Source organism: Marinobacter profundi, assembly GCF_002744715.1.
Classification (GTDB): domain Bacteria; phylum Pseudomonadota; class Gammaproteobacteria; order Pseudomonadales; family Oleiphilaceae; genus Marinobacter; species Marinobacter profundi.
Genome location: NZ_KZ319370.1, coordinates 434606 through 458744 on the forward strand (window position 1 = coordinate 434606; position 24139 = coordinate 458744).

23 protein-coding genes are annotated in these 24139 nt (G+C 62.9%); 13 read left to right on the forward strand and 10 right to left on the reverse strand.

Annotated elements, in window-relative coordinates; genetic code table 11:
• The first annotated feature begins 16 nt into the window (after positions 1-16).
• The 3 genes from CLH61_RS09930 to CLH61_RS09940 are packed head-to-tail and all read left to right on the forward strand — an operon-like array spanning position 17 to position 4124.
• A complete protein-coding gene (locus tag CLH61_RS09930) occupies positions 17-733 on the forward strand; it encodes an ABC transporter ATP-binding protein (protein WP_099614548.1) in 717 nt (238 codons plus the stop codon).
• A complete protein-coding gene (locus CLH61_RS09935) occupies positions 730-3021 on the forward strand; it encodes an FtsX-like permease family protein (RefSeq protein WP_099614549.1) in 2292 nt (763 codons plus the stop codon). Before CLH61_RS09930 ends, CLH61_RS09935 begins: the two co-directional genes overlap by 4 nt.
• Complete coding sequence (locus CLH61_RS09940; protein WP_099614550.1) at positions 3018-4124, forward strand: lipocalin-like domain-containing protein; 1107 nt, start codon at positions 3018-3020, stop codon at positions 4122-4124. Before CLH61_RS09935 ends, CLH61_RS09940 begins: the two co-directional genes overlap by 4 nt.
• A gap of 4 nt (positions 4125-4128) precedes the next feature.
• Here CLH61_RS09940 and CLH61_RS09945 read toward each other — a convergent pair whose 3' ends face one another.
• From CLH61_RS09945 to CLH61_RS09965, 5 genes are all read right to left on the reverse strand, one after another.
• A complete protein-coding gene (locus CLH61_RS09945) occupies positions 4129-5337 on the reverse strand; it encodes an ammonium transporter (RefSeq protein WP_099614551.1) in 1209 nt (402 codons plus the stop codon).
• Positions 5338-5542: 205 nt separating this feature from the next.
• Positions 5543-5983 carry a YkvA family protein gene (locus CLH61_RS09950; protein WP_099614552.1) on the reverse strand — a complete coding sequence of 147 codons (441 nt, stop codon included), beginning with the start codon at positions 5981-5983 and terminating at the stop codon, positions 5543-5545.
• A gap of 32 nt (positions 5984-6015) precedes the next feature.
• On the reverse strand, positions 6016-7659 hold the full coding sequence (locus CLH61_RS09955) for a phytoene desaturase family protein (protein ID WP_228152606.1): 1644 nt from the start codon (positions 7657-7659) through the stop codon (positions 6016-6018).
• Positions 7653-8150 carry a DUF6231 family protein gene (locus tag CLH61_RS09960; protein WP_099614554.1) on the reverse strand — a complete coding sequence of 166 codons (498 nt, stop codon included), beginning with the start codon at positions 8148-8150 and terminating at the stop codon, positions 7653-7655. The genes CLH61_RS09955 and CLH61_RS09960 overlap by 7 nt, the downstream gene beginning before the upstream one ends.
• On the reverse strand, positions 8147-9472 hold the full coding sequence (locus tag CLH61_RS09965) for a DASH family cryptochrome (protein WP_099614555.1): 1326 nt from the start codon (positions 9470-9472) through the stop codon (positions 8147-8149). Before CLH61_RS09965 ends, CLH61_RS09960 begins: the two co-directional genes overlap by 4 nt.
• Before the next feature lie 134 nt (positions 9473-9606).
• Between CLH61_RS09965 and CLH61_RS09970 the strand changes: the two genes are divergently transcribed.
• Positions 9607-10719 (forward strand): S-(hydroxymethyl)glutathione dehydrogenase/class III alcohol dehydrogenase, encoded by a 1113-nt coding sequence (locus CLH61_RS09970; protein ID WP_099614556.1) that lies wholly within the window; start codon positions 9607-9609, stop codon positions 10717-10719.
• Positions 10720-10942: 223 nt separating this feature from the next.
• On the forward strand, positions 10943-11902 hold the full coding sequence (locus CLH61_RS09975; protein ID WP_099614557.1) for a ketopantoate reductase family protein: 960 nt from the start codon (positions 10943-10945) through the stop codon (positions 11900-11902).
• A gap of 41 nt (positions 11903-11943) precedes the next feature.
• Here the strand turns inward: CLH61_RS09975 and CLH61_RS09980 are convergent, their stop codons facing one another.
• The 4 genes from CLH61_RS09980 to CLH61_RS09995 all read right to left on the reverse strand — a co-directional run bounded on the left by CLH61_RS09980 (position 11944) and on the right by CLH61_RS09995 (position 15666).
• The gene (locus CLH61_RS09980; protein WP_099614558.1) at positions 11944-12732 is read right to left on the reverse strand and encodes an alpha/beta fold hydrolase; all 789 of its coding nucleotides are present in this window, start codon (positions 12730-12732) and stop codon (positions 11944-11946) included.
• 16 nt (positions 12733-12748) lie between these two features.
• A complete protein-coding gene (pcaF, locus tag CLH61_RS09985) occupies positions 12749-13951 on the reverse strand; it encodes a 3-oxoadipyl-CoA thiolase (RefSeq protein ID WP_099614559.1) in 1203 nt (400 codons plus the stop codon).
• Between the two features lie 112 nt (positions 13952-14063).
• Positions 14064-14837 carry a CoA-transferase subunit beta gene (locus CLH61_RS09990; protein WP_099614560.1) on the reverse strand — a complete coding sequence of 258 codons (774 nt, stop codon included), beginning with the start codon at positions 14835-14837 and terminating at the stop codon, positions 14064-14066.
• 1 nt (position 14838) lies between these two features.
• The gene (locus CLH61_RS09995; RefSeq protein WP_099614561.1) at positions 14839-15666 is read right to left on the reverse strand and encodes a CoA transferase subunit A; all 828 of its coding nucleotides are present in this window, start codon (positions 15664-15666) and stop codon (positions 14839-14841) included.
• A 217-nt stretch (positions 15667-15883) separates the two neighbouring features.
• Between CLH61_RS09995 and CLH61_RS10000 the strand changes: the two genes are divergently transcribed.
• A complete protein-coding gene (locus CLH61_RS10000) occupies positions 15884-16663 on the forward strand; it encodes an IclR family transcriptional regulator domain-containing protein (protein ID WP_099614562.1) in 780 nt (259 codons plus the stop codon).
• Positions 16664-16730: 67 nt separating this feature from the next.
• On the opposite strand, the gene CLH61_RS10005 is transcribed toward CLH61_RS10000, so the two are convergent.
• Positions 16731-17633 (reverse strand): LysR family transcriptional regulator, encoded by a 903-nt coding sequence (locus CLH61_RS10005; RefSeq protein ID WP_099614563.1) that lies wholly within the window; start codon positions 17631-17633, stop codon positions 16731-16733.
• A 105-nt stretch (positions 17634-17738) separates the two neighbouring features.
• On the opposite strand from CLH61_RS10005, the gene CLH61_RS10010 reads away from it, so the two are divergent.
• The 7 genes from CLH61_RS10010 to benD all read left to right on the forward strand — a co-directional run bounded on the left by CLH61_RS10010 (position 17739) and on the right by benD (position 24093).
• Positions 17739-18860 carry a muconate/chloromuconate family cycloisomerase gene (locus tag CLH61_RS10010; RefSeq protein ID WP_099614564.1) on the forward strand — a complete coding sequence of 374 codons (1122 nt, stop codon included), beginning with the start codon at positions 17739-17741 and terminating at the stop codon, positions 18858-18860.
• Between the two features lie 67 nt (positions 18861-18927).
• Positions 18928-19218: a muconolactone Delta-isomerase gene (gene catC, locus CLH61_RS10015; protein WP_099614565.1), complete on the forward strand. Its 291-nt coding sequence runs from the start codon at positions 18928-18930 to the stop codon at positions 19216-19218.
• 118 nt (positions 19219-19336) lie between these two features.
• On the forward strand, positions 19337-20278 hold the full coding sequence (gene catA / locus CLH61_RS10020) for a catechol 1,2-dioxygenase (RefSeq protein WP_099614566.1): 942 nt from the start codon (positions 19337-19339) through the stop codon (positions 20276-20278).
• Between the two features lie 116 nt (positions 20279-20394).
• On the forward strand, positions 20395-21780 hold the full coding sequence (locus CLH61_RS10025; protein WP_099614567.1) for a Rieske 2Fe-2S domain-containing protein: 1386 nt from the start codon (positions 20395-20397) through the stop codon (positions 21778-21780).
• Complete coding sequence (benB, locus tag CLH61_RS10030) at positions 21777-22268, forward strand: benzoate 1,2-dioxygenase small subunit (protein ID WP_099614568.1); 492 nt, start codon at positions 21777-21779, stop codon at positions 22266-22268. Before CLH61_RS10025 ends, benB begins: the two co-directional genes overlap by 4 nt.
• A 20-nt stretch (positions 22269-22288) precedes the next feature.
• Positions 22289-23317 carry a benzoate 1,2-dioxygenase electron transfer component BenC gene (gene benC / locus CLH61_RS10035; RefSeq protein WP_099614569.1) on the forward strand — a complete coding sequence of 343 codons (1029 nt, stop codon included), beginning with the start codon at positions 22289-22291 and terminating at the stop codon, positions 23315-23317.
• Positions 23314-24093, forward strand: a complete 780-nt coding sequence (benD, locus tag CLH61_RS10040) for a benzoate diol dehydrogenase BenD (protein WP_099614570.1) — start codon at positions 23314-23316, stop codon at positions 24091-24093. Before benC ends, benD begins: the two co-directional genes overlap by 4 nt.
• Positions 24094-24139: the final 46 nt, after the last annotated feature.

Consider the following 24139-nt stretch of genomic DNA (forward strand, 5'->3'; position numbering starts at 1 on the left):
AATCACAGGAGCGTTCATGAGCCAGCAGGTGCTGGAAGCGCGGGAGCTGAGTAAAACGTTCGTCAGCGGTGGCGAGCCGATCGCGGTGTTTTCCGGCGTGTCGGTCGCACTGGCCGCGGGCCAGTCGCTGGCGTTGGTGGGTCGTTCAGGGTCGGGCAAAAGTACCCTGCTCAATCTTTTATGTGGCCTCGAACGCCCTGATGGGGGCGTGATCAGCCTGCTGGGGGAGCGCTTTGACAGCCGGGAGGCGGAAGCTCCGCGGCAATGGACACAGCGCTGGGCCCGGCTCCGGCGCGGTCGGATCGGTGTTATGTTCCAGGAAGCCAACCTGATGCCGGCATTGTCACTGCTGGATAACGTCCGGCTCCGGGCCCGGCTGGCGGAACAACCCCTGGAGCCGTGCCAGAGCTGGCTCGAGCGCCTGGGCATCGGCGAACTGGCCGAGCGCTATCCGGACCAGGTCTCCGGCGGCCAGCGCCAGCGGGCGGCCCTCGCCATGGTCTTTGCCATGAACCCCGACCTGATCCTGGCGGATGAGCCCACCGGCAGCCTCGACCGCCGCACGGCCGAAGAGGTCACCGCCGAATTGTTCCGGTTGCAGGCGGAAACCGGTGTTGCACTGATCCTGGCCACCCACGATGCGGAGCTGGCCGACCAGTGCCAGGTTACCCTGGACCTGGCGCACGGGGCTGCCGACCTGACGCCCGGAGCGTCGGCCGGTCCGGCGCCATGACCCTCTTTACCGCCCTGTTCAGCCATTATCGCCGCCACCCGTTGCAGCTGGCGGCGCTGGCGCTGATGATCCTGGTCGCGACTACGCTCTGGTCCGGGGTGCGCCAGCTCACCGAACAGGCGCGTACCAGCCTGGCCCAGAGTGAACAGGTGATGGCCGGGCGCCAGCAGGTGGTGCGGGTGGACGGTGCCGGGCTGACCGTTGGCGACTTCGCGGTCCTGCGTCGTGCCGGCGTCTGTGTGATGCCCTGGCTGGAAGTGCCCCGGCCGGACGCGGTGGGCCTGGTGATAGGCATTGATCCGCTCGCTGCCCACTGCTTCGCTGAAGAGGGCGCTCCCTTTGGAACGCCCGGCGGCAGTCGGCCGGCCCGGCTCGACGGCAAGCCCTTTGTAGATATCGCGGAGGCCGCGCGGCTGGCGCGGCAGCTGCCCGCTGCAGAAACGCCGCCGGCGCTGGTGCTGATTGCTGCGGATGATACGCTGGCCGCAGCCTTGCCTTCAGGCTACCGGCTAGTGAGCGTCAGTACCGGGCCGGACACCGGCGAGCTGGGGGAGAGTTTCCTGCTCAATCTGGATGCGCTGGGCATCCTGGTGCTGCTGATCACCGCCTTGCTGCTCCGTTCAGTCTATCGCCTCGGTATCGTCCAGCGCCGGGACAGCTTTGCCCTGCTACAGCGTTTTGGTGTGCCCCTGGCGCGGCTCCGTCGGCTGCTTATCCTCGAAATCCTGGTGCTCTCCGCCCTCTGTATCGGGCCCGGGCTGTGGGCCGGTGGCTGGCTGGCCCAGTCTATTGGCCAGGGTTTCGGGCAATCCCTGCAGGGGTTGTTCGATGCGCCACTGTACGCCTCCCCCGGGCATTGGGGGGAGCCGGCACTGATCATGATGACGGTGGTGCTGCTGGCTTGCCTGGCCGACTTTCTCGTGCCCGTTCGCCGGTCTCACGCCCCCCGGCTGCGGAGCTACCCGCTGGCAGGGGGGTTGCTGGTTACCGGGCTGGTCCTGGCGTTGCTGGGTCCGTCACTGGTCTTGTTGTTTGTTGCGGTGGCCATGGTGTTTGCCGGTGTGGGGTTGCTCGCTCCGCTGTTGATCCAGTGGCTGGCGGAACGGGCCGCCTCGATGGCCTCGGACCCGCTCCGACGGTGGCGTCACCGGGAGCTGGCGGTGATGGCGAGACAACTGGCCCTGCCGGTGGTGGCCCTGCAGTTCACCCTGGCGATGGTGCTGGCGGTACAGGCGCTGGTCACCACCTTTGAAGACACCTTCGATCGCTGGCTGGGGCAGCGCCTGGCAGCAGAACTGTACGTCCCGGTTCCGTCCGGACAGCCGGCCGAACCCGCAGCCCGCTGGCTGGCCGCACAGCCAGGTCTGCAACAGGGGGGTGCCTGGCACCGGGTGATTCGCGGCCGGGCCAGGGTGGCGGTCGGCGACAAGGCGGCCCGGCCGGTCGACCTGTTAGCCTTCGCGCCGGTGTCGTCACTGGTGTCGGATTGGGATTTCCTGGCCACTGACGGTAATCCCTGGGAAGCCCTGGCACGCCAGGACGCGGTGCTGGTGAACGAGCAGCTGGCACGGCGACTGGGAGTGGGCATTGGCGACCGTCTGGCCCTGGAGATCGCCGGCAGCCCGCTGGCCCTGCCGGTTGCCGGAATCTATGCCGACTACGGCCGTCCCGCCGCTGAGGTGTTGGTCAGCGGAGCCCTGCTCCCGGCCGGATTTGAAGCGGAGTTCGAGAGCATCTCCATCACGCCGGGTGGGCTGTCGCGGGAGGCGTTGGTTGGCGGGCTGAAGCAGGTGTGGCAGGTGCCCGAACTCACCCTGCGCGATAACGCGGAGATCCGCGCCCTGGCCGGCGGCGTGTTCGACCAGACTTTCCTGCTGACCCGCGCCATGAGCATTTTGACCCTGGTGCTTGCCGCCATCGCACTGCTGATCATGGGCTGGGTATTCTTCACCGGCCGTGCCTGGTATTTCCGGCTGCTGGCCACCTGGGGGCTGTCCCGTCGCGAGGTGGCGGCGCAGCTGACCCGCCTGTCCGTCGGGCTGACCGCCAGCGTGGCGTTGCTGGCACTGCCGCTGGGCATCTGGCTCACCTGGGTGCTGGTGCACCGGATCAATCCCCTGGCCTTCGGCTGGTCGCTGCCGATGGCGGTCTACCCGGGGTTCTGGGTGGAGCTGATCGGGCTCAGCCTGCTGATCGGCCTGGGCATCGCCCTGCTCATGGGGCGTCAGTTGCGGGCCGGGGCGGCGTTGCCGGTATCGGCCAGCAGCCTGACAGGAGGTGAGCGATGAGGCGGACGATGCTGGTCCTGTTGTGGATGGTGCTGGCCGGTTGCTCGCAGGAACCGGAACAGGCCGGTTTTGCGGGGTTAGCAGAAAGTGTGGCCGAAGGTATGGCAGAAGGTATGGCAGAAGGTGGAGGTGAGGGCGGCCAGCTGTTCTATCTGCAGCCCGGACCGGACACCGGACTGACGCTCCCGGAGGATCTGGGCACCCATCCACGGCACCGCATCGAGTGGTGGTACCTGACCGCGAACCTGAGAACCGAATCGGGCGAGCCGCTGGGGCTGCAGTGGACCCAGTTCCGCCAGGCACTGCTGCCGCGGGAGGCGGGATCGATACCTGAGCCTGCAACCTGGCCTCTGGAAGCGGCCTGGATGGCCCACGCCGCTGTGAGCTGGAACGGCAAACACGTGTTTGCCGAGCGCCTGGCCCGGGGCGATGTCGGTAACGCAGGGGCCGCGGCCCGGCCCTTTTCCGTGTGGCTGGATCAGTGGCAGCTGGAATCTGTCTCTGAGGATCAATGGCGGCTTCAGGTGCAGGCCGAGAACTTTAGCTATGACCTGACCCTGACCATCAACGATCAGCCGGTGGCCCACGGCATCGACGGTTTCAGCGCCAAATCCGATAGCGCTCAGGGCTCGATGTATTTCAGCTACGTGGACATCGCCATCAGCGGCACCGTTACCTTTGAGGACCAGTCGCTGGCCGTGGAGGGCCGGGGCTGGTTCGACCGGGAGTGGAGCAGCCAGTTTCTCAAGACCGGCCAGCAGGGCTGGGACTGGTTTGCCCTGCACCTGGATTCAGGGGACAAGCTCATGGCCTTCCGGTTGCGGGAGGAAGGTAATCCGTTCGTCTCGGGGACCTGGATTCCGGCAGCCGGCCAAGCACGGCCCCTGGATTCCGGGCAGCTGGCCCTGTCGGTGATCGAGCACCGGGAGGGCGTGCCGGTACGCTGGCGGATTGAAGTGCCGGCGCAGGGTGTGAACCTGGAGCTGTCCGCGCCTCCGGGGAACTACAGGAATCAGGGGCTCTACCCGTATTGGGAGAGCCCCGTCGATGTCTCCGGCAGTCATACCGGAGAGGGCTACATGGAACTCACCGGGTACCGGTGATGGCTCAGTCCAGCGAGGTGGCGCCGATCTTGTGGATGCTCACGTCGGCGCCGTTGAACTCTTCTTCCTCGCTCAGGCGCAGGCTGGACACGGTCTTGACGATGCCGTAGACAATCAGGCCGCCACCGAAGGCGACAATCACGCCCGCCAGGGTGCCCACCAGCTGGGACATCAGGCTGACGCCGCCAAGACCGCCCAGGGCCTGCTGGCCGAAGATGCCACAGGCAATCGCACCCCAGACACCACAGACACCGTGCAGTGGCCAGACCCCCAGCACATCATCCAACCGCTCAATCTTGGCCTGGGCCCACTCGAACAGGTAGACGAACAGGGCACCGGCCACACCACCGGTAATCAGCGCGCCGACCGGGTGCATCAGGTCCGAACCGGCGCACACGGCGACCAGGCCGGCCAGCGGACCGTTGTGGATAAAGCCCGGGTCCTTCTTGCCCAGCACCATGGCCACCAGGATGCCGCCCACCATGGCCATCAGGCTGTTGACCGCCACCAGGCCGCTGATGCCATCAAGGGTCTGGGCGGACATGACGTTGAAGCCGAACCAGCCTACGGTGAGGATCCAGGCACCCAGCGCCAGGAACGGAATGTTGGACGGGGCAATCGCCACCACCCGGCCGTTGCGATAGCGTCCTTTTCGGGCACCCAGCAGCAGGATGGCAGCGAGGGCCACCCAGCCGCCGACCGCATGCACCACCACAGAGCCGGCGAAGTCATGGAAAGATGCACCAAATTGGCTCTCCAGCCAGGCCTGGAAGCCGTAGTTGCCGTTCCAGATCAGACCTTCGAAGAAGGGGTAGACCAGGGCCACGATCAGGCCGGAGCCGATCAGCATCGGATAGAATTTGGCGCGCTCGGCGATGCCGCCGGAGATGATGGCGGGAATGGCGGCGGCAAAGGTCATCAGGAAGAAGAACTTGACCAGCTCATAACCATTGCCGGCGGTCAGCTCGCTGGCGCTGGTCATGAAGTGGCTGCCGTAGGCGATGTAGTAACCGACAAAGAAGTAGAGCACGGCGGAGACGCCGAAGTCGGTCATGATCTTGACCAGGGCATTGACCTGGTTCTTGTGGCGCACGGTGCCGACCTCGAGGAAGGCAAAACCGGCGTGCATGGCCAGCACCATGATGGCACCGATAAGGATGAACAGCGTGTTGGCGCTTTCAGTCAGGGTTTGTACGGCACTCGTGATGTCCACGGGTTGATGCTCCTGATGTTGTGGTTCTGGCCGCGGGGACCATTCGTGCATTGCTAGGGTGCACCTCAGGCACGTTCAAGCAAGAGCTGTTCCAAAACAATGCAAATCAAGAGCGGGCTGGGGGTTGAGCGGGGATGGGGGCGGGATCTCCCGGGAGATTGCACTGATTTCGCACTAAACGGGTGCATTTCCCGGGAGAATGCACCTATCCAGTGATATCTGTGGTGGTGCTGTCTGGCCGGGATGTCGATGATGCTTCCCGGTGTTCCTTCCAGGCGGCGTAGCGGTGCAGGTCCGACTCCACCAGCTTCAGGCACAGGGCCACCACGCCGGCATCGTCGAGGAAACCGAAGGCAAGAATGATATCGGGGATGAAATCCAGCGGGTTGAGTACATAGAGCAGGGCGCCGGCAATTGCCGCGATGCTTTTCCACGGAATCTGCCGGTAGTCGCCCTTCCAGTAATCCCGCAGCAGTGAGAACATCAGCCGGATATCGGTTGTGAAGCGTGCCATCCGCCCGCTCCCCTTGACCTTGTCTTCGATCGCACGCTGGCGCTCGAGCAGGGCTGCCAGGTCTTCCCGGTGAACCTTCGATGCCTCGGCATCGAGCTGCTGGCGGGCTTTTTTCTCGCTGAACAATGCCATGCCGGTTCCTTGACGAGGTGACTGTCCGGGGATTATCCCACAAAAATCCGTTTGGCCAAGGAGGCCCCGCGCCAGCCGCGGATGGCCAGGGTGGTGATGAGTCCGCCGATCATCGCGCCCACCACGCCACAGGTGAGAATGTCCTGGCCGGTCAGGTAGAGTCCCGGGATCGGGGTTTTCGGCCGGAGCCAGTCCTGCTCAAACCGTTCGGGATTGTGGTCCAGGCCATAGAGTTCGCCCCGGCCATAGCGGCAGAACCAGGCCGTGGACAGCGGCGTGGAGGTCTCCACATAGTCCACCTTGCCCCGCAGCTGGGGCAGCTTCTGGTACATGATCTCCAGTAACTGGTCGGTGATCCGGGCTTTCAGGGCCTCGTAGTCGTCGCCGCGCTTGCCCCAGATGGTGTCCTGCCAGGGCTCGAACATGGCCCAGGTGGTCGGCGCCACAATCTCGATGGTGGAAGTGCCCGGCCATCGGTTCTGGTAATCCGGATCCTTGGCGGCTGGGAAGGAGATATAGACCACCGGGTACTCGCTGTGGTCCGGGTCCTTCAGGAAGCGCTCCACGTTGGCGTCGTGGTCGGCGCTGGGGTAGATCCAGTAGTTGGTCCGGGGCAGGCCCAGCTGCTCCGGCGTGCCTTTGAGGCCGATGTAGAGGCCGATGTGGGGCATGGACGGGGTGATGTGCTCACGCTTGCGCCGGTAGCCGGCGATCTCGCGGCCTTCCTCCGGCAGCAGTGTCTCGAAGGTGTTGATGATGCCCGCGTTGCTGATGACCCGGGGTGCCCGGATCTCCTCGCCGTCTGCCATGCGCACGCCTACTGCGCGCCCCTTCTCCAGCAGGATGTCGGTGACATCGGCGTAGGTGAAGACCTCGCCGCCGGAGGCCTGGATCACCGGGATGATGGTGTTGGCAATCTCGGAAGCGCCGCCGACCGGGTAGAAACCACCGTACAGATAATGCTTGGCAATCAGGGCATGGACCATGAAGCTGGATTGGCCCGGGGTGACGCCGCAGTCACCCCACTGGCCGGTGATGGCACCGATCAGTTCCTCGTTGTCGGTGAGTTCGGCGAGTACCGCGCGGGTGGTGCGGTTGAAACAGTCCGGCAGGGCGACGTCCAGCCCTTTATGAATCAGCGGATCGAGGATACCGGGGGTCAGCTTGGACAGGGTGTACCACTGCATGCCATCGGAGACTTTGCCCAGCAGCCGGATGTAGCCGTCAATTGCCTCCTGTTCGTCCGGAAAGGCTGCCAGCAGGGACTGGCGCAGACCTTCCTTGCCGGCCCGCAGGTTGACCACCTTGTCACCCAGGTAGAACCGGTCGTAGACCTCGTCCATGGGCGCCCACTGCAGCTTGCCGTCGGTGATGTAATCGAACAGGCGGCGGCCGAGGGTGTGGGGCGACCCCATATCGCCGATGTAGTGCACCCCCACGTCCCACTCATAACCGTTGCGGGCGTAACTGTGGGTGTAGCCGCCGGCGGTGTAGTGCTGCTCCAGTACCAGGACTTTCTGGCCGGCCCTGGACAGGCAGGCGGCGGTGGTAAGACCGCCGATCCCGGAGCCGATGACGATGGCGTCGTAGGGACCGTCGAGGCGGTTGGCCCGGTAGCGCCGGCCGATGCGGATGGTGCTGGGTTTGAGTTTGTCTGATGACGGACTGGTTACCACCACGCCTTCCCCCACATTTCCGGATTGGCCCAGTTGTCGGGATTGTTCCAGGCTCGTTTGTGGTTGTAAGTATCCAGATTGTAGGTGTAGAGCGTGAGTGCGCCGTTCTCAGTTTCAATCTCGGCGTGGCGGCGGAATCCGAGGGCGAGGAAGTCGGTAAAGGCCCAATCGGGGGTCTTGCCCACCACCACGGCAATCTGACGGGTGCCGTAATTGCGCAGCTGCCCGAGCAGCAACACACCTTCACCGTGGGGCAGGTGTTCCAGGGTGTCGGTCACCAGGGCGAGGTCTTTCACTGTGTCCGGGGGCAGCCCGGCGTTGGGGTCAGCGGTGTCCAGAGTCTGCAGGCAGGTGTCCGGTTTCTGCTTGCACCACAGCCCGGCCACCTCGGTGGCGGTCGCACCACAGCACAGCAAGCTGCCGGGTTGCGTGGTGTCGAGGATTCTCACCAGTAACCCGGCGGAAGAGACATTCGGTTCAGGGTCTGTCATGACAGGGGCCAGTCAGCTGCATCAACGGTGTGAAGTCCCACGGGTTGTTCGGCATGGCCGCCCCAGCGATCAATGAAGGTGCCGCAGGGGTCGTACTGCATGGCCTGTTTTTCCAGGTTGAACTGGCGCAGGCCCCGGGGATCGGCGCCGACACCGGCCAGATACTGCCAGTTGCCGTAGTTACTGCCTACATCATAGTCGATAAGTTGTTCCTGGAACCATGCCGCACCGTAGCGCCAGTCCAGGCCCAGTTCGTTCACAAAGCAGCTGGCCACCAGTTGCCGGGCGCGGTTGCTGATGTAGCCGGTTTCCCGCAACTGGTTCATCGCGGCATTGACGATCGGGTATTCGGTGTTGCCCTCGCACCAGGCCCGGAAGCGGTGGCCGTAGAAGGTGGCTGGCCGGCGCTTGCGTTGCACGCCATCCCGGCGAAACAGGTTGGCGCCGTGTTTCAGGGCATACCAGAAGAAATACTCCCGCCACAGCAACTCGAACCAGAGCCAGTAGGTGGACTCGTTACTGGTTTCACGACGTTCGTACTCGGCAATGTTTTCCGCCACTTCCCGCACCGACAGGCAGCCATTGGCCAGCCAGGGCGACAGCTTGGCGGAGGCGTCCCAGCTGTCGAGGGCATTGCGGGTCTCCTTGTAGCGGGCAATACCGTGGTTAATGAACAGGAACTCCCGCAGCCGTTTCAGTCCGGCGTCTTCACCGCCGGTAAACGCCAGAGGGTGAACCGGTTCGGGGATGGGGGGGCAGTCGCCCCGATTGTCCTGGGGAAAGCCGGGCGCTGGCGGCAGCGCACTGAGGGTGCGGATACGCATCGGTTCGCTGCAGCGCTCGCCGGTTTTCTCTACCTGTTTGCGGAACTGGGAGAAGGTGTCGGGCAGCTCCGCCAGAGGCATTGGCAACGCTCCCTCGGTGAACAGCGACAGGGTCTCGAATTGCTGGAACAGGGTGCCAGGCAGCGCCGCCTTCAGGGACTGCCACTGTGCCGCTTCCTCGGTGCCCGGCAGGCGCGACCGCACTACCCGGTTGATGCCATGGTCATGAACCAGCAGGGGGATTACCGCTTCCGGATCGCCGAAGGCAATGTGCAGGCGCTGGCCCATGGGCCGAAGGCTCCGCTCCAGCGCCATCAGGCTCTGCCACAGGAAACGCCAGCGATGACTGCCCATGGCTTTGCTCTGAAAGCCGCCGCTGGCGAACCAGCGCGGATCCACCACGTAGACACACAGCAGCATGTCCGAGCGGGAAGCGGCCAGCAGGGCGGCGTTGTCGTGCAGGCGCAGGTCCCGCGTAAACCAGTAAAGTGTTTGCAACGTAACTGTCCCCCTTCTACGGTGCACTCTACGGTGGAATGTCCCGTAATTACGGCCATGACGTCAAACAGGATTGGCCGGGACCGGAATGGTGCTAAAGTAAGTTGATCTCAACCGGAACAAGGAGCCCAGATATGATCAAATCCCGCGCTGCGGTGGCCTTTGAAGCCAACAAGCCGCTTGAAATTGTCGAAGTGGATGTGGAACCGCCAAAAGAGGGCGAGGTTCTGGTACGCATCGTGGCCACCGGCGTTTGCCACACCGATGCCTACACCCTGTCCGGAGCCGATCCCGAGGGCCTGTTCCCGACCATTCTGGGCCACGAGGGCGGCGGTATTGTCGAGGCGGTTGGCCCCGGCGTAAAAGACCTGCAGGTGGGTGACCACGTCATTCCGCTCTACACCGCCGAGTGCGGCAAGTGCAAATTCTGCACCTCCGGCAAGACCAACCTGTGCGGCGCCGTGCGCGAGACCCAGGGCAAGGGCGTGATGCCGGACGGCACCTCCCGCTTCTCCTACAAGGGCCAGCCGCTTTACCACTACATGGGCTGCTCCACCTTCTCCGAGTACACCGTGCTGCCGGAAATCTCCCTGGCCAAGATCCCCAAGGAAGCCCCGCTCGACAAGGTCTGCCTGCTCGGTTGCGGCGTCACCACCGGTATCGGTGCGGTGCTGAACACGGCCAAGGTTGAAGAGGGCGCGACTGTGGCCATCTTCGGTCTCGGCGGCATCGGCCTGGCGGCGATCATCGGCGCCAAGATGGCGAAGGCCGGTCGCATCATCGGTGTCGACATCAACCCGGGCAAGTTCGACATCGCCAGACAGCTGGGCGCCACCGACGTGGTCAACCCCAACGACTACGACAAGCCGATCCAGGAAGTGATCATCGAGATGACCGACGGCGGTGCCGACTACACCTTCGAATGTGTGGGCAACGTCAAGCTGATGCGCGCGGCACTCGAGTCCTGCCACAAGGGCTGGGGCGAATCCACCATCATCGGCGTCGCCGGTGCCGGCGAGGAAATCAGCACCCGTCCGTTCCAGCTGGTCACCGGCCGGGTCTGGCGCGGTTCCGCCTTCGGCGGCGTGAAGGGTCGCACCGAGCTGCCGTCCTACGTGGCCAAGGCCGAGACCGGCGAAATCCCGCTGGACGTGTTCATCACCCACGAGATGAAGCTGGAAGACATCAACAAGGCCTTTGACCTGATGCATGAGGGTAAGAGCATTCGGTCGGTGATTCATTTCTGAGATTCCGTGCAAGAAAACGGGTTGGCGAATGCTGATCCGTTTTCTCGTATTCCTGAATCGATAACCCTCGTCTTGTTGGAAATCGGGCCCGTTTCCGGAAACCATCGCAGCGCAAACCCTCTCCGGATTTGGCTGGATGCGATAGACAAAGCCTGCAGCCCCTTCGTTCTGTTAAAATCGGGGCTTATCTGTCTGCAGAAATTCCAGCGAAGAGATGCCAGTGATGTCCCTGAAACTCCTGATTATCGGTGCCGGCGGCATTGGCGGCTATTACGCCGCCAGACTTGCCGGGGCCGGCCACGATGTGGTGCTGACTGCTCGTGGTGACCACCTGAAGGCCATTCAGGGCCGAGGCCTCAAAGTCGATTACGAGGGCCGGATTTTTGATTGCCGTTTGCCGGCCTACGATCACGCTTCACTGATTCAAGCCTGCCAGCCGGATGACTTTGACCTGGTGATTGTTGCGCTGAAATCCACCGCCACGGAACCGGTCATGACAGAGCTGGGTGACTGGCTGAGATCCGGCACTGTTCCGGTATTGTCGCTGCAGAATGGCGTCGATAACGAACCGCTGATTGCCGTGGTGGTTGGTGAAAGCCGGGTGCTGGGTGGCCTTGCCGTGCGCATTGGCGGGCACATTACCGGGCCGGGTGAAGTGTTTGCCGAAGGGGTGGCCCAGATCGTTATGGGGGCCTGGCCGGAGCAGGCTCCGGCCGACGCCCGGATCCCGTTGCTGGACAGACTGCAGACGGCGTTCAACCTGGCCGGCATCCCCACCACCGTGACGGATAACATCCGCTACGAACTCTGGCGCAAGCTGGTGATCAATAATGGCGTAAACCCGCTCTCGGCGCTCACCGGCCTCGATACCCGCAGCCTGACCCACCACCCCGAATTCGGCAGGATTGTCTACGGCATGATGGCCGAAACCGTCGCCGCGTCGCGGGCCGAAGGTGTCAATCTCAGTCAGCAGGATCTCGATGAGATGTTCGAGCTGATCAGCACCTTCAACGCTATCAAGACATCAATGCTGGTGGACAAGGAAAAGGGCCGCCCCCTTGAGCTGGACAGCATTGCCGGCGCAGTGCAGAGACGTTGCCGGCAACTGGGTATCGAAGCGCCTTATACCACGACGGTGAGCGCCTTGCTGGTGCATTCCGGAACTGGCGACAGGCTGGCCTGAGGCCACCCTGTCGCTACCCTGTTGTTACCCCGAAAAGCGGATCAGGACAGGTGCCTGATCAGCAGATCGGCGAACTGAACCGGACATTCCACGGAAGGAACGTGTCCGATATTTTCCAGAATGACCGGGTCGGCGGTGCCAATGGCTCCGGCAAGCTCCTGCAGGGCGGCGGGTGGGGTTGCCACGTCGTCACTGCCGCCGATCAGCAGGACCGGCACGTCGCGTCCGGCCAGCGCTTCGCGGAAGTTGCAGCGCCCCAGCATCTCGCACAGCAGGGCGTAGCTGCGGTCGTCGCCGCGACCCATGATCACCCGCCAGCCATCAAGCAGCGCCGGCTGCTGTTCGCAGGCAGCCGGGCCGAACCACCGGGGCACGATGTCCATGGCCATGGCGGCCAGCCCCTGCTCCAGTACATTGGCCGAGCGCTGTTGCCAGGCTTCGGGAGTACCAATGACCGCGCCGGTGTTGGTGAGGGTGGCAGAGATCAACCGTTCGGCATGCTGGCTGACCAGCTGCTGGCCAATTACGCCACCAATGGAGGTGCCGGCAAAGTGGAACGCCCGGGCGCCCGCCTGTTCGGCCAGAGCCAGCGCCTCGCCCGCCAGGTCTTCCGGCTGGATGGCGTCCGAGATGGGGTTCCACGCCGAACTCGCCCCATGCCCCGGCAGGTCCCAGGTCAGCACCCGGAACCGTGGCAGCAGCATGGGCAGCATGTCGTCCCACACCCCCTGGGTCATGCCCAGCGGGTGGGCCAGCACCAGCAGCGGCTTTTCGGCGTCGCCGAGCAGCCGGTAGCAGATGGTGCGGCCGTTGTGCTTCAGAAATGCCATGGTGTTCCCCTTTCGGTCAGACCCGTTCGATCAGTGTAGCAATACCCTGGCCGACGCCTACGCACATGGTGCACAGGGCGTATCGGCCACCGGTGCGCTGGAGCTGGTGAGCGGCAGTCTGCAGCAGACGGGCGCCGGACATGCCCAGTGGGTGACCGAGGGCGATTGCGCCGCCGTTCGGGTTCACCCGGGAATCGTCATCGGCAACACCCAGCTCGCGCAGTACCGCCAGGCCTTGCGCAGCAAAGGCTTCGTTGAGTTCGATTACGTCGATGTCGGCAATGTTGATGCCCTGCTTTTCCAGCAGCTTGCGTACCGCCGGTACCGGGCCGATGCCCATGATACGAGGTTCCACGCCGGCGGTTGCCATGCCAAGGATCCTGGCCATCGGCTTCAGGCCGTGGGCCTTTACTGCGGCTTCGCTGGCCACCAGCATGGCAGCGGCACCGTCGTTGACGCCGGAGGCGTTACCGGCGGTCACGCTGCCGTTGTCACGGAACGGCGCGGGCAGGGCGGCGAGTTTTTCCAGGGTGGTGCTGCGCAGGTGTTCGTCAGTGTCGAATACCAGCGGATCCTGCTTGCGGCGGGGAATGCTCACCGGCACGATCTCTTCGGCAAATACGCCAGCTTGCTGGGCGCGCGCGGCCTTTTCCTGGGAGCGCAGGGCAAACAGGTCCTGGTCCTCGCGGGTAACCTTGAACTGCTCGGCGACGTTTTCAGCAGTTTCCGGCATGGAGTCGATACCGTACTGTTTCTTCATCAGCGGGTTGACGAAGCGCCAGCCGATGGTGGTGTCTTCGATCTTCTGGCCACGGGAGAAGGCGCTGTCGGCCTTGCCCATGACGTACGGGGCGCGGGACATGGATTCCACACCGCCGGCCAGCACCAGCTCCATTTCGCCCGCGCGGATGGCGCGGAATGCAGTGCCCACGGCGTCCATGCCGGAACCGCACAGCCGGTTGAGGGTCGTACCGGGCACGGAGGTGGGCAAACCTGCCAGCAACGCAGACATGCGGGCTACGTTGCGGTTGTCTTCGCCAGCCTGGTTGGCGCAGCCCATGATGACTTCATCAATGGCGGCGGGGTCCAGTTCGGGTGCCTGTTCCAGCACCGCCTTGAAAACGGCGGCGCCGAGGTCGTCCGGACGCACGCTGGCGAGGGTGCCGCCAAAACGGCCAATGGCGGAGCGGCGGGGGTGGCAAAGAAAAACGTCGGTCATGATCGGTCTCCGTTGGGCTGAATCTGGGACAGACCGGTGGTCAGTCCCCGGGAGTTGCTGGGGTTGTTCGGTTCGGGGACAGACTCGAGGTCAGTCCCCTGCCATCAGCGGCTTACTGCCCGGAATGATGGGCCTTGGTGCGGGCCTTCAGGTCGCGCAGTACTTCCAGTTCCTGGGCCGTCGGCTCCGGCGTGGTGTCGAGCTGGTCGGCAAAGCGGATTTCCCAGCCGGTTGCCTCGATCACGTCGTCCCGGGTCACACCCGGGTGCAGGGAGGTTACCACCAGTTCTTTGGTCTCCGGATCCGGCTTGAGGATGCACAGGTCTGTGATAACCACGGTGGGACCCTTGCCGATGTTGGGGACATTGTCCCGTGCCTTGCCGTCGCGGCCGAAGCCCACGGTGGTCACGAAGTCGACGTCTTTCACGAAGGTCCGTTTGGAGTGCTTGACGGTGATGAACACTTCCTTCGCATTGGTAGCAATTTCCGGCGCGCCACCACCGCCGGGCAGGCGGACTTTCGGCTCACGGTAGTCACCAATCAGGGTGGTGTTGAGGTTGGCGAAACGGTCGATCTGGGCGGTACCCAGGAAGCCGACGCTGATATGGCCGCCCTGCAACCAGTAACGGAACATTTCCGGTACCGACACGGTAGTCAGCGCAGACTCGCACAGCTCGCCGTCACCAATCGACAGCGGCAGCACGTCCGGTCTGGTTTGCAGGGTGCCGGATTCGTAGATCAGGGTGATGTCCGGCGCGTGGGTCAGCCGCGCCAGGTTGGCGGCTTCGCTGGGCAGGCCGATGCCGACGAAACAGGTCATGTCGTTGTTCAGGGCACGTGCCGCGGTGATGCTCATCATTTCGGAAGAGGTGAATTCAAGGCTCATCTCACGCTGCTCCTTCTTCGGCGGTTTTCTCGAAAACGTTTTCCTTCAGCCAGGCCTGGAAGGTCTCGCGGTCACGGGCGATGCCGTCCCACTCCTGATAGAAGGCGTTGTCCCGGTCGTAGTAACCAAGGGCGTAAGACGGCCGCGAACCCCGCGGCGCCACTGCAATGGCGGTAATGGCCCACGACGGAATCACGCAGGCGTTCACGCTGGCGCCAAGGTCGTCGACGATTTCTTCCACGGTAACAATGCTGCGCTTGGCGGCCAGCACCGCTTCTTTCTGGATGCCGATGATGCCTTCCACCAGCACGTTGCCCTTGCGGTCCGCACGCTGGGCGTGAATGACGGCGACGTCCGGACGTACCGAAGGTACCGCAGCCAGCCGCTCACCGGTGAACGGGCACTCGATAAACTTGATCTGGTCGTTCACCTTGGGCAGGTCGCTGCCGACATAGCCGCGCAGGACCGCCAGGGGCAGGCCAGCTGCACCCGCCTCATAGGCATTGGCCATAGCGGCATGGCTGTGCTCGAGGATTTCCAGCTTGTTGGGCCAGCCTTTCTCTACCGCATCCCGCAGTCGGTGCAGGGAGCCGACACCCGGATTGCCACCCCAGGAAAAGATCAGTTTCTTGGCGCATCCGGCGCCGATCATCTGGTCATAAATGAGGTCCGGGGTCATGCGGATGAGTGTCAGGTCACGCTTTTCCTGGCGGATGATCTCGTGGCCGGCGGCGAACGGGATCAGGTGGGTAAAGCCTTCCATGGCAACGGTATCGCCGTTACTGATGTAGCGGCTGACCGCATCCTGGAGACTGAGAAATTCGGCCATGTGAACGGTCCTCATTCCGGTGGTAAATGGGTGTGGATTGCAGTGTTCGGGTTACGAACATAAGTTTTATATGCGAACATGATGGCCTGAAGGTTTTGGCATCGTCAAGGACAAAATTTCACCACCGGTGAAAAATGCACGGATGTTCGGACAGCGAACAAGCATGATACCATGCGGCAATCCGGCCATGTCCGGGCTAGCGAAAGGAGAGTAATAGGTGGACGAGCAGGTTTTGAAGCCCGGTGACCGGGACTACGTTGGCGCGCTGGCCGCAGGGCTGGAGGTGCTGCAGGCGTTTGATGCGGAACATCCGCGGATGACCCTGAGTGAAGTGGCTGCCCGTACCGACATGGATCGGGCCAAGGCCCGGCGCTTTCTGCTGACCCTTCATGCCCTGGGTTTTGTAAAGCGCAGCGGTCGCCAGTTCGAGCTTACGCCGCGGGTGCTGCAGCTGGGCTACGCCTACCAGGCGTCCAATCAGTACCGGGCGGTGATCCAGCAGTACCTGGAGGACATCACGGCGGAACTGGGGGAGTCGTCGTCGCTGGCCGTACTCGACGGCGATGACGTGGTGTATGTAGTGCGCTCCTCAGCCCCCCACCGGCTGATGGCCATTACCCTGTCGGTGGGTACCCGGTTACCTGCGGCCTATACCTCCATGGGGCGGGTGTTGCTGGCGCAACTGCCGGACGACGAACTGGAGGCCTACCTGGGGCGGGTTACGCTGGCCGCCTTTACCCCGGCTTCCGTCATCACTGTGGAGGCCCTTCGCCAGGAGATTCTGAGGACCCGGGAGCAGGGCTACTCCATCGTGGACCAGGAGCTGGATTCCGGCCTGCGCTCGGCGGCCGTGCCGGTTTTTGCCGGTAATGGCGAATTGCTGGGCGCGATCAACATCAGTACCAATGCCGCCCGGGTCAGCATGGACACCCTGGTGGCCAGCTATCTGCCCCGGTTGCAGCAGGCCGCTGACCAGGTGCATCGCACGACGCGCTGACGGGATGCCCGCTGATTGAAGGACCAGTCCGTAAAGCTGGCCCTTGGTGCGGAAGGGCAGTCAGCGGTTACGGATAGCGCCCGGTCAGCCGGTTCTCTACCAGTTCGTCGAGAATGGTGTTGGCCAGGCGCATCACCGCGTTGGGGTTCTCGCCGCGGCGCCGCGACGCGATGACCGGCGTGGTGATGTTGTCGTCGGCCAGGGGCATATAGTCGATGCCCTCCCGCTGGAGCCGGCGGACCTGCTCCGGTACCAGGGTGAAACCCATCTCCGATGCCACCAGTGACAGTGCCGTCTGCACATCGTTGACCTGCTGGATTACGTTGATCCGCAGGCCCCGCCGGTGAAACAGCCCCTGGGTGATATCAGAAAAATTCGGGCCGGAGCCGGCCGGGAAGGTGATCAGCGGTACCTCGGCCAGTTCTTTCATCGAGGGCGTATGCAGCGTCAGCGGGTGGCCGGCAGGCAGGGCGGCAATCATCGGTTCGTCGAACAGCAGTTCCTGCTCCACGTCCGGATCCTCGATGCGGATACGGCCAAACCCGATATCAATCTTGCCCGCCTTCAGGGCGTCGACCTGTTCCCGGGTTTTCAGCTCGTGCAACACGATCTCGAGATTCCGGTTCCGCCGCAGGCGGCGCACCATCAGCGGCAGCTGGCCATAGAACACCGACGGCACGAAGCCGATGGAAAACACCGTCTTGCGATTCAGTGCGATGCGCCGGGTGTCCTGGACCGTGGCGTCTACCTTGTCGAGGATCTGTCGCGCCTGCTCCAGAAAGTATTCACCGCCCGTGGTCAGCAGCAGGCCCCGGGGTTTGCGGATGAACAGCTCCACCCCCACCTCCTCCTCCAGCTGTTTGATCTGGCGGGTGAGCGGTGGTTGCGCGATGAACAGTTTTTCGGCGGCCCGGGTCAGGTTCAGTTCCTCGGCCACGGCGACGAAGTAGCGCAGGTGTCTCAGTTCCATCCATACCTCCAGGGTATCGGTTATTACTTAATCAATATTGGTTCATATCCGTGAAACTTCGTACTGTTCGAATTACAGATTTTTTACCCGTAATTCGGAGAGCACATGTCCGCGACCATTCAGTCCATCGAAGCCATTCTGGTTGATATCCCGACCATCCGGCCGCACAAGCTGTCGATGACAACCATGGGGGTTCAGACCATGGTTATCGTGCGGATGAAGGATTCCGAAGGGCTTGAAGGTCTGGGTGAGGCGACCACCATCGGTGGGCTGGCCTACGGCCCGGAAAGTCCCGAAAGCGTAAAGCTTACCATTGACACCTATTTCACACCGCAACTTGTTGGCCAGCGTGCAGATAACATCAATACCTTAAAGGTAATGTTAAACCGCTCAACCCGCGGTAACAACCTGGCCCGGTCCGCCATTGAAACCGCCCTGCTCGACCTGCAGGGCAAGCGGCTGAATCGCCCGGTGTCCGATCTGCTCGGCGGCGCGGTGCACCAGCACCTGCCGGTGTTGTGGACGCTGGCCAGTGGCGATACCGCGAAAGATATCGAGGAAGCCCTGGGGCTGATCGAAACCCGCCGGCATTGCGATTTCAAACTCAAGATCGGTTCCCGTCCGGTGCTGGACGATGTCCGTCATGTGGCAGCCATCAAGGCGGCCGTTGGCGACAGCGCGAGCGTCCGGGTGGATGTGAACCAGGCCTGGGACGAAGCCTCCGCGGCCAAAGGTATGGCCGAGCTGCAGGCCGCCGGCATTGATCTGGTCGAACAGCCGACGCCGATGAAAGACCACGCTGCACTGGTGCGGCTCGCCGCCAAATTCCACCTGCCCATCCTGGCCGATGAGGCCGTTGCCGACGCCAGGGATATGTACAACCTGGCGGCCGCCGGTTTCTCCGGTGCCGTCGCCATGAAGATTGCCAAGGCCGGTGGTCCGGCCCGTGCGCTGGAGCAGGCGGTGGTGGCCCAGGCCGCCGGCGTTGGCCTGTATGGCGGCACCCTGCTGGAAGGCACCATCGGCACCGCCGCCTCGCTGCATGCCTGGTCCACCCTGGAAACCCTGCACTGGGGCACCGAGATGTTCGGCCCGCTGCTGATGAAAGACGACATTGTGGTCAAGCCGCTGAACTTCCATGACAACGGCGTTGACCTGCCTGTGGGCCCCGGCCTGGGCGTCGAGATCGATGAAGACAAGCTGGCCCGCTATCGCCGGAAAGCCTGAGGTCGCCAGATAGCCTGAGGCGCTGCAGATAGCAACGCCGGAAAGTTCAGTAAAAGGAGGAAAGCACATGCTGTTCAAAGTTGAGATGAAGGTGAATATCCCTCACGACATGCCCGCCGAGGTAGTGGCGGACATCAAGGCGCGGGAAAAAGCCTACGCCCAGGACCTGCAGCAGCAGGGCAAGTGGCGTCACCTGTGGCGGGTGGCCGGCAGCTACGCCAACGTCAGCATTTTTGATGTGGCCGACAACGCGGAGCTGCAGGACCTGATCAGCAATCTGCCGCTGTTCCCCTACATGGATATTACCGTCGCGCCTTTGTGCCGGCACCCGTCCTCAATCCACGAGGATGACCGGTAACGGCAACTGCCAACCGGAAACCGGGCGCCGGCCGCATCACCGTCGACGCTGCCACTACTGATGTTGCCAACTGATGAGTTGATGTGAGCAACAACAATAAAGACCGAGGAGATCAACAATGACCGTTAAAACCATGCAAAGCGCTGAAGTCAAAGACCTGCTGGAAAAAGTCGCCGGCTTTAACCAGGAAGGTGGTAACGAGCGCGTGAAGAAGATCGTTCACCGCGTGATGCACGATATTTTCCAGATCGTTGAAGACTTCGACGTTACCCCGGAAGAGTTCTGGCAGGCCGTTTACTACATCGGCGACCTGGGCAAGAACGGTGAAGCGGCCCTGCTGGCGCCGGGCCTCGGCATGGACAAGTACCTCGACATCCGGATGGATGCCGAAGATGAGGCCAATGGCCTGGCCGGCGGCACGCCGCGCACCATCGAAGGCCCGTTGTACGTCGCCGGTGCTCCGATGAACGAAGGGTTCGCCCGCATGGACGATGGCTCCGACGACAGCGCCGAGACCATGATCCTGACCGGTCAGGTGACGGACGAGAATGGCAACCCGCTGGTCAATGCCGTGGTGGATGTATGGCACGCCAACACCATGGGCAACTATTCCTACTTCGACCAGTCCCAGAGCGACTACAACCTGCGTCGCCGCATCCGCACCGACGAAAATGGCCGTTACACCGCCCAGTCCATCATTCCGGCTGGTTACGGTTGCCCGCCTGAAGGCTCCACCCAGGCGCTGCTGAACCTGCTGGGTCGTCACGGCCGTCGCCCGGCGCACATCCACTTCTTCATCTCCAAGCCGGGCTACAAGCACCTGACTACCCAGATCAACCTGGCGGGTGATGAGTACACCTACGACGATTTTGCCTTCGCAACCCGCGAAGAGCTGGTGGTGGAAGCCAACCGCATCGAGGATCCGGCCAAGGCCGAGCAGTTCGGCCTCAACAAGCCGTTTACCGAGGTGGAATTCAACATCCAGCTGGTCTCTACCGACAAGGCAGAACTGCAGGATCGCCATGAGCGCAAGCGTGCCCTGGAAGGCGAAGCAGCTTAAGTCCCGAACCCTTAATCGAAACGTTTTGTGATCCGACCGGCCCGCTCAGGCGGGCCGGCCTGGGGCCCCTCGCGCCCGGAAAACGGTCTTCACAACAACAAGATGGAGTGACGAACATGACTCGCCAACTCGACAGACTTGAAAAGCAGATCCGCGGGGCGGTAGAAGCCGACCCGACAACCGGCCATTACCGCTGTGACCGCAGCATCTTCACCGACCAGGAGCTGTTCGACCTGGAGATGAAGCACATCTTCGAAGGCAACTGGATTTACCTGGCCCACGAAAGCCAGGTGGAGAATCCGGGTGACTACTTCACCACCACCGTCGGTCGTCAGCCGGTTGTCATAACCCGTACCAAGGATGGCGAGCTCAAGGCGATGCTCAATACCTGTTCCCACCGTGGCGCCACCCTGTGCCGCAAAAAGCGTGGCAACAAGTCCTCATTCACCTGTCCGTTCCACGGCTGGACCTTCAAGAACGACGGCAAGCTGCTGAAAGCCCGTGACCAGAAGAAAGGCGGCTACCCGGACAGCTTCAACACCGAGGGTTCCCACGACCTCAAGCTGCTGCCGAAGTTCGAATCCTACCGTGGCTTCCTGTTCGGCAGCCTCAGCTCCGACGTGCTGCCGCTGGCGGAGTATCTGGGCGAAACCACCAAGATCATCGACAACATCGTTGATCAGGCGGAAGACGGCCTCGAAGTGCTGCGTGGTGCCTCCACCTACACCTACGAAGGCAACTGGAAGCTGACCGCCGAGAACGGCGCCGACGGCTACCACGTCGGCACCGTGCACTGGAACTACCTGTCCACCATGGGCCAGCGTAACTATGACAAGGGCGGCACCGAGGCCGTGGACGCCAAGAGCTGGTCCAACGAGGGCGGTTTCTACTCCTTCGAGAACGGCCACATGATGCTGTGGACCCGCCTGATGAACCCGGAAGTGCGTCCGGTGTTCGGTCAGCTCAAACGCCTGGAAGAGCAGTTTGGTGAAGCCCGCGCCGATTCCATCGTTCGCACCACCAAGAACCTGTGCCTGTACCCGAATGTGTACCTGATGGATCAGTTCTCCACCCAGATCCGGGTGCTGCGGCCGATTTCCGTCAACAAGACCGAAATCACCATCTACTGCTGGGCGCCGAAGAACGAGCCGGCGGCCGACCGCGCCAAGCGCATTCGCCAGTACGAAGACTTCTTCAACGTCAGCGGCATGGGTACGCCGGACGATCTGGAAGAATTCCGCGGCTGCCAGGAAGGCTACGAAGCCAGCGGCCTGAAGTGGAACGACATGAGCCGTGGTGCCAAGCACTGGATCGAAGGCCCGGACGAAGGTGCCAGGGCCATCGGCCTGAAGCCCATCCTCAGCGGCGCCAAGCCCGAAGACGAAGGCCTGTATGTCACTCACCACCAGCATTGGGTGGAAGAGATGACCAGGGCCATCGACACCGAGCGCGCCCGTTTCATTTCTCTCTCTACCGTTTCCTCAGAGGAGGCTTCCGCATGAGCATGACCTTCGAACAGATCCAGGCGTTTGTCTACCGCGAGGCCCGTCTGCTGGATGACCGCCAGTGGGACCAGTGGCTGCAGTGCTACCACGAAGACGTTACCTACTGGATGCCGTCCTGGGACGATGAAGACCAGCTGACCGAAGATCCGCAAACCGAGATCTCGCTGATCTATTACCCGAACCGTCAGGGTCTGGAAGACCGGGTGTACCGCATCAAGACTGAGCGCTCCGGCGCCAGTTCGATGCCGGAGCCGCGCACTACGCACCTGACCACCAACCTGGAAATCCTGGAGCGGGACGGTGACACGGTGAAACTGCGCTTCAACTGGCAGACCAACAGCCACCGCTACCACAAGACCCAGACTTTTTTCGGTACCTCCTTCTACACCCTGGATGTCAGTGGCGAGCAACCGCTGATTACCGAGAAGAAGGTGATCCTGAACAACGATTACATCAATCAGGTGATTGATATCTACCACCTGTAATTGATGGGGAGAGCATCATCATGAGTTACAACATCGCGCTTAACTTCGAAGACGGCGTTACCCGTTTCATCTCCTGCAACGAGGGTGAAACGGTGCTGGATGCGGCCTACCGTAACCAGATCAACCTGCCCATGGACTGTTCCGACGGCGTGTGCGGCACCTGCAAGGGTTCCTGTCACCAGGGCGAGTTTGACCTGGGCGAGGAGTACATCGACGAAGCGCTGTCTGACGAAGAAGCCGAACAGGGCAAGATCCTGACCTGTCAGATGGTGCCCTCCAGCGATTGCGTGGTGGAGATCCCCGTGGCCTCCACCATGTGCAAGACCGGAATTGCCGAAGTGGCCGGCACCGTGGCCGAGGTCAACCTGATCTCCGCCACCGCCATCGAGCTGAAAATCACCGCGGCGGCGGATGTGGGCTTCCTGCCGGGCCAGTACATGAACATCAGGGTGCCCGGCACCCAGGAAACCCGGGCCTACTCGTTCAGCTCGAAGCCGGGTAGCCGCGACCTCAGCTTCCTGATCCGCAACGTGCCCGGCGGCCTGATGAGCAGCTACCTGGTGGGCACCGCCAAGACCGGTGCCGAGCTGACGCTGACCGGGCCGATGGGCAGCTTCTACCTGCGTCCGGTGGCGCGTCCGGTGCTGATGCTGGCCGGCGGAACCGGCCTGGCGCCGTTCCTGTCGATGCTGGAGCACCTCAAGGCCAACGGCTGTGACCAGCCGGTGCACCTGATCTACGGCGTGACCAACGACGAGGACCTGGTGTGCGTGGCGGCCCTCGAAGCCTTTGCCGCCGAGCTGGACAACTTCAGCTTTGCCACCGTGGTCGCCAGCGACGACAGCAGCCATCCCCGCAAGGGCTATGTGACCAATCACATGGAAGGCGCGCCGCTGAACGACGGCGACGTGGATGTCTACCTGTGCGGGCCGCCTCCCATGGTGGACGCGGTACTGGGCTACTTCCGCGAGCAGGGCATTGAACCGAATTCCTTCCACTACGAGAAGTTCACCCCGAGCGTGACCGCGGTTGAGGAGAAGGTGGCATGACGCCGCGCTTCACCGCCAAGGTCATGGTGGTTACCGGGGCCGCCCAGGGCATCGGCAAGCGGGTGGCGGAACTGGCCGCCGCCGAAGGTGCCCGCCTGGTGCTGGTAGACATCGCCGATTACGTCCAGGGCGTGGCCGCCGAACTGCGTGACCAGGGCGCCGAAGCCGTGGCCGTGCAGGCCAACCTGGAAACCTGGGAAGGCGCGGAAATGGTGATGGCCAAGGCCCATGAGCAGTACGGCCGCATCGACATCCTGATCAATAACGTGGGTGGCACCATCTGGGCCCAGCCGTTCGAGCATTACCAGCCCGAACAGATCCAGAAGGAAATCCAGCGCTCGCTGTTTCCCACCCTGTGGTGCTGCCGTGCGGTGTTGCCCTACATGGTGGAGCAGAAGGGCGGGGCCATTGTGAATGTGTCATCCGTCGCCACCCGCGGCCTGATGCGAGTGCCTTACGGCGCCGCCAAGGCCGGGGTGAACGGCATGACCGTCAACCTGGCCTTCGAATACGCCGGCCACAACATCCGCGTCAACGCCACCGCTCCCGGCGGTACCGAGGCGCCCCCCCGGCTGACCCCGCGCAATACCGAAGCGCAGGGCGAGCAGGAGAAGGGCTGGTACCAGACCCTGATCGACCAGACCAATGCCAGCAGCTTCATGCACCGCTACGGCACCCTGGACGAACAGGCCGAGCCGATCCTGTTCCTGGCGTCCGATGCCGCCAGCTATATCACCGGCACCATCCTTCCGGTAGCGGGAGGGGACTGCGGGTAAGGCAGTACAGGGACAGACCTCTGGTCTGTCCCTTTTCTAACCTCCG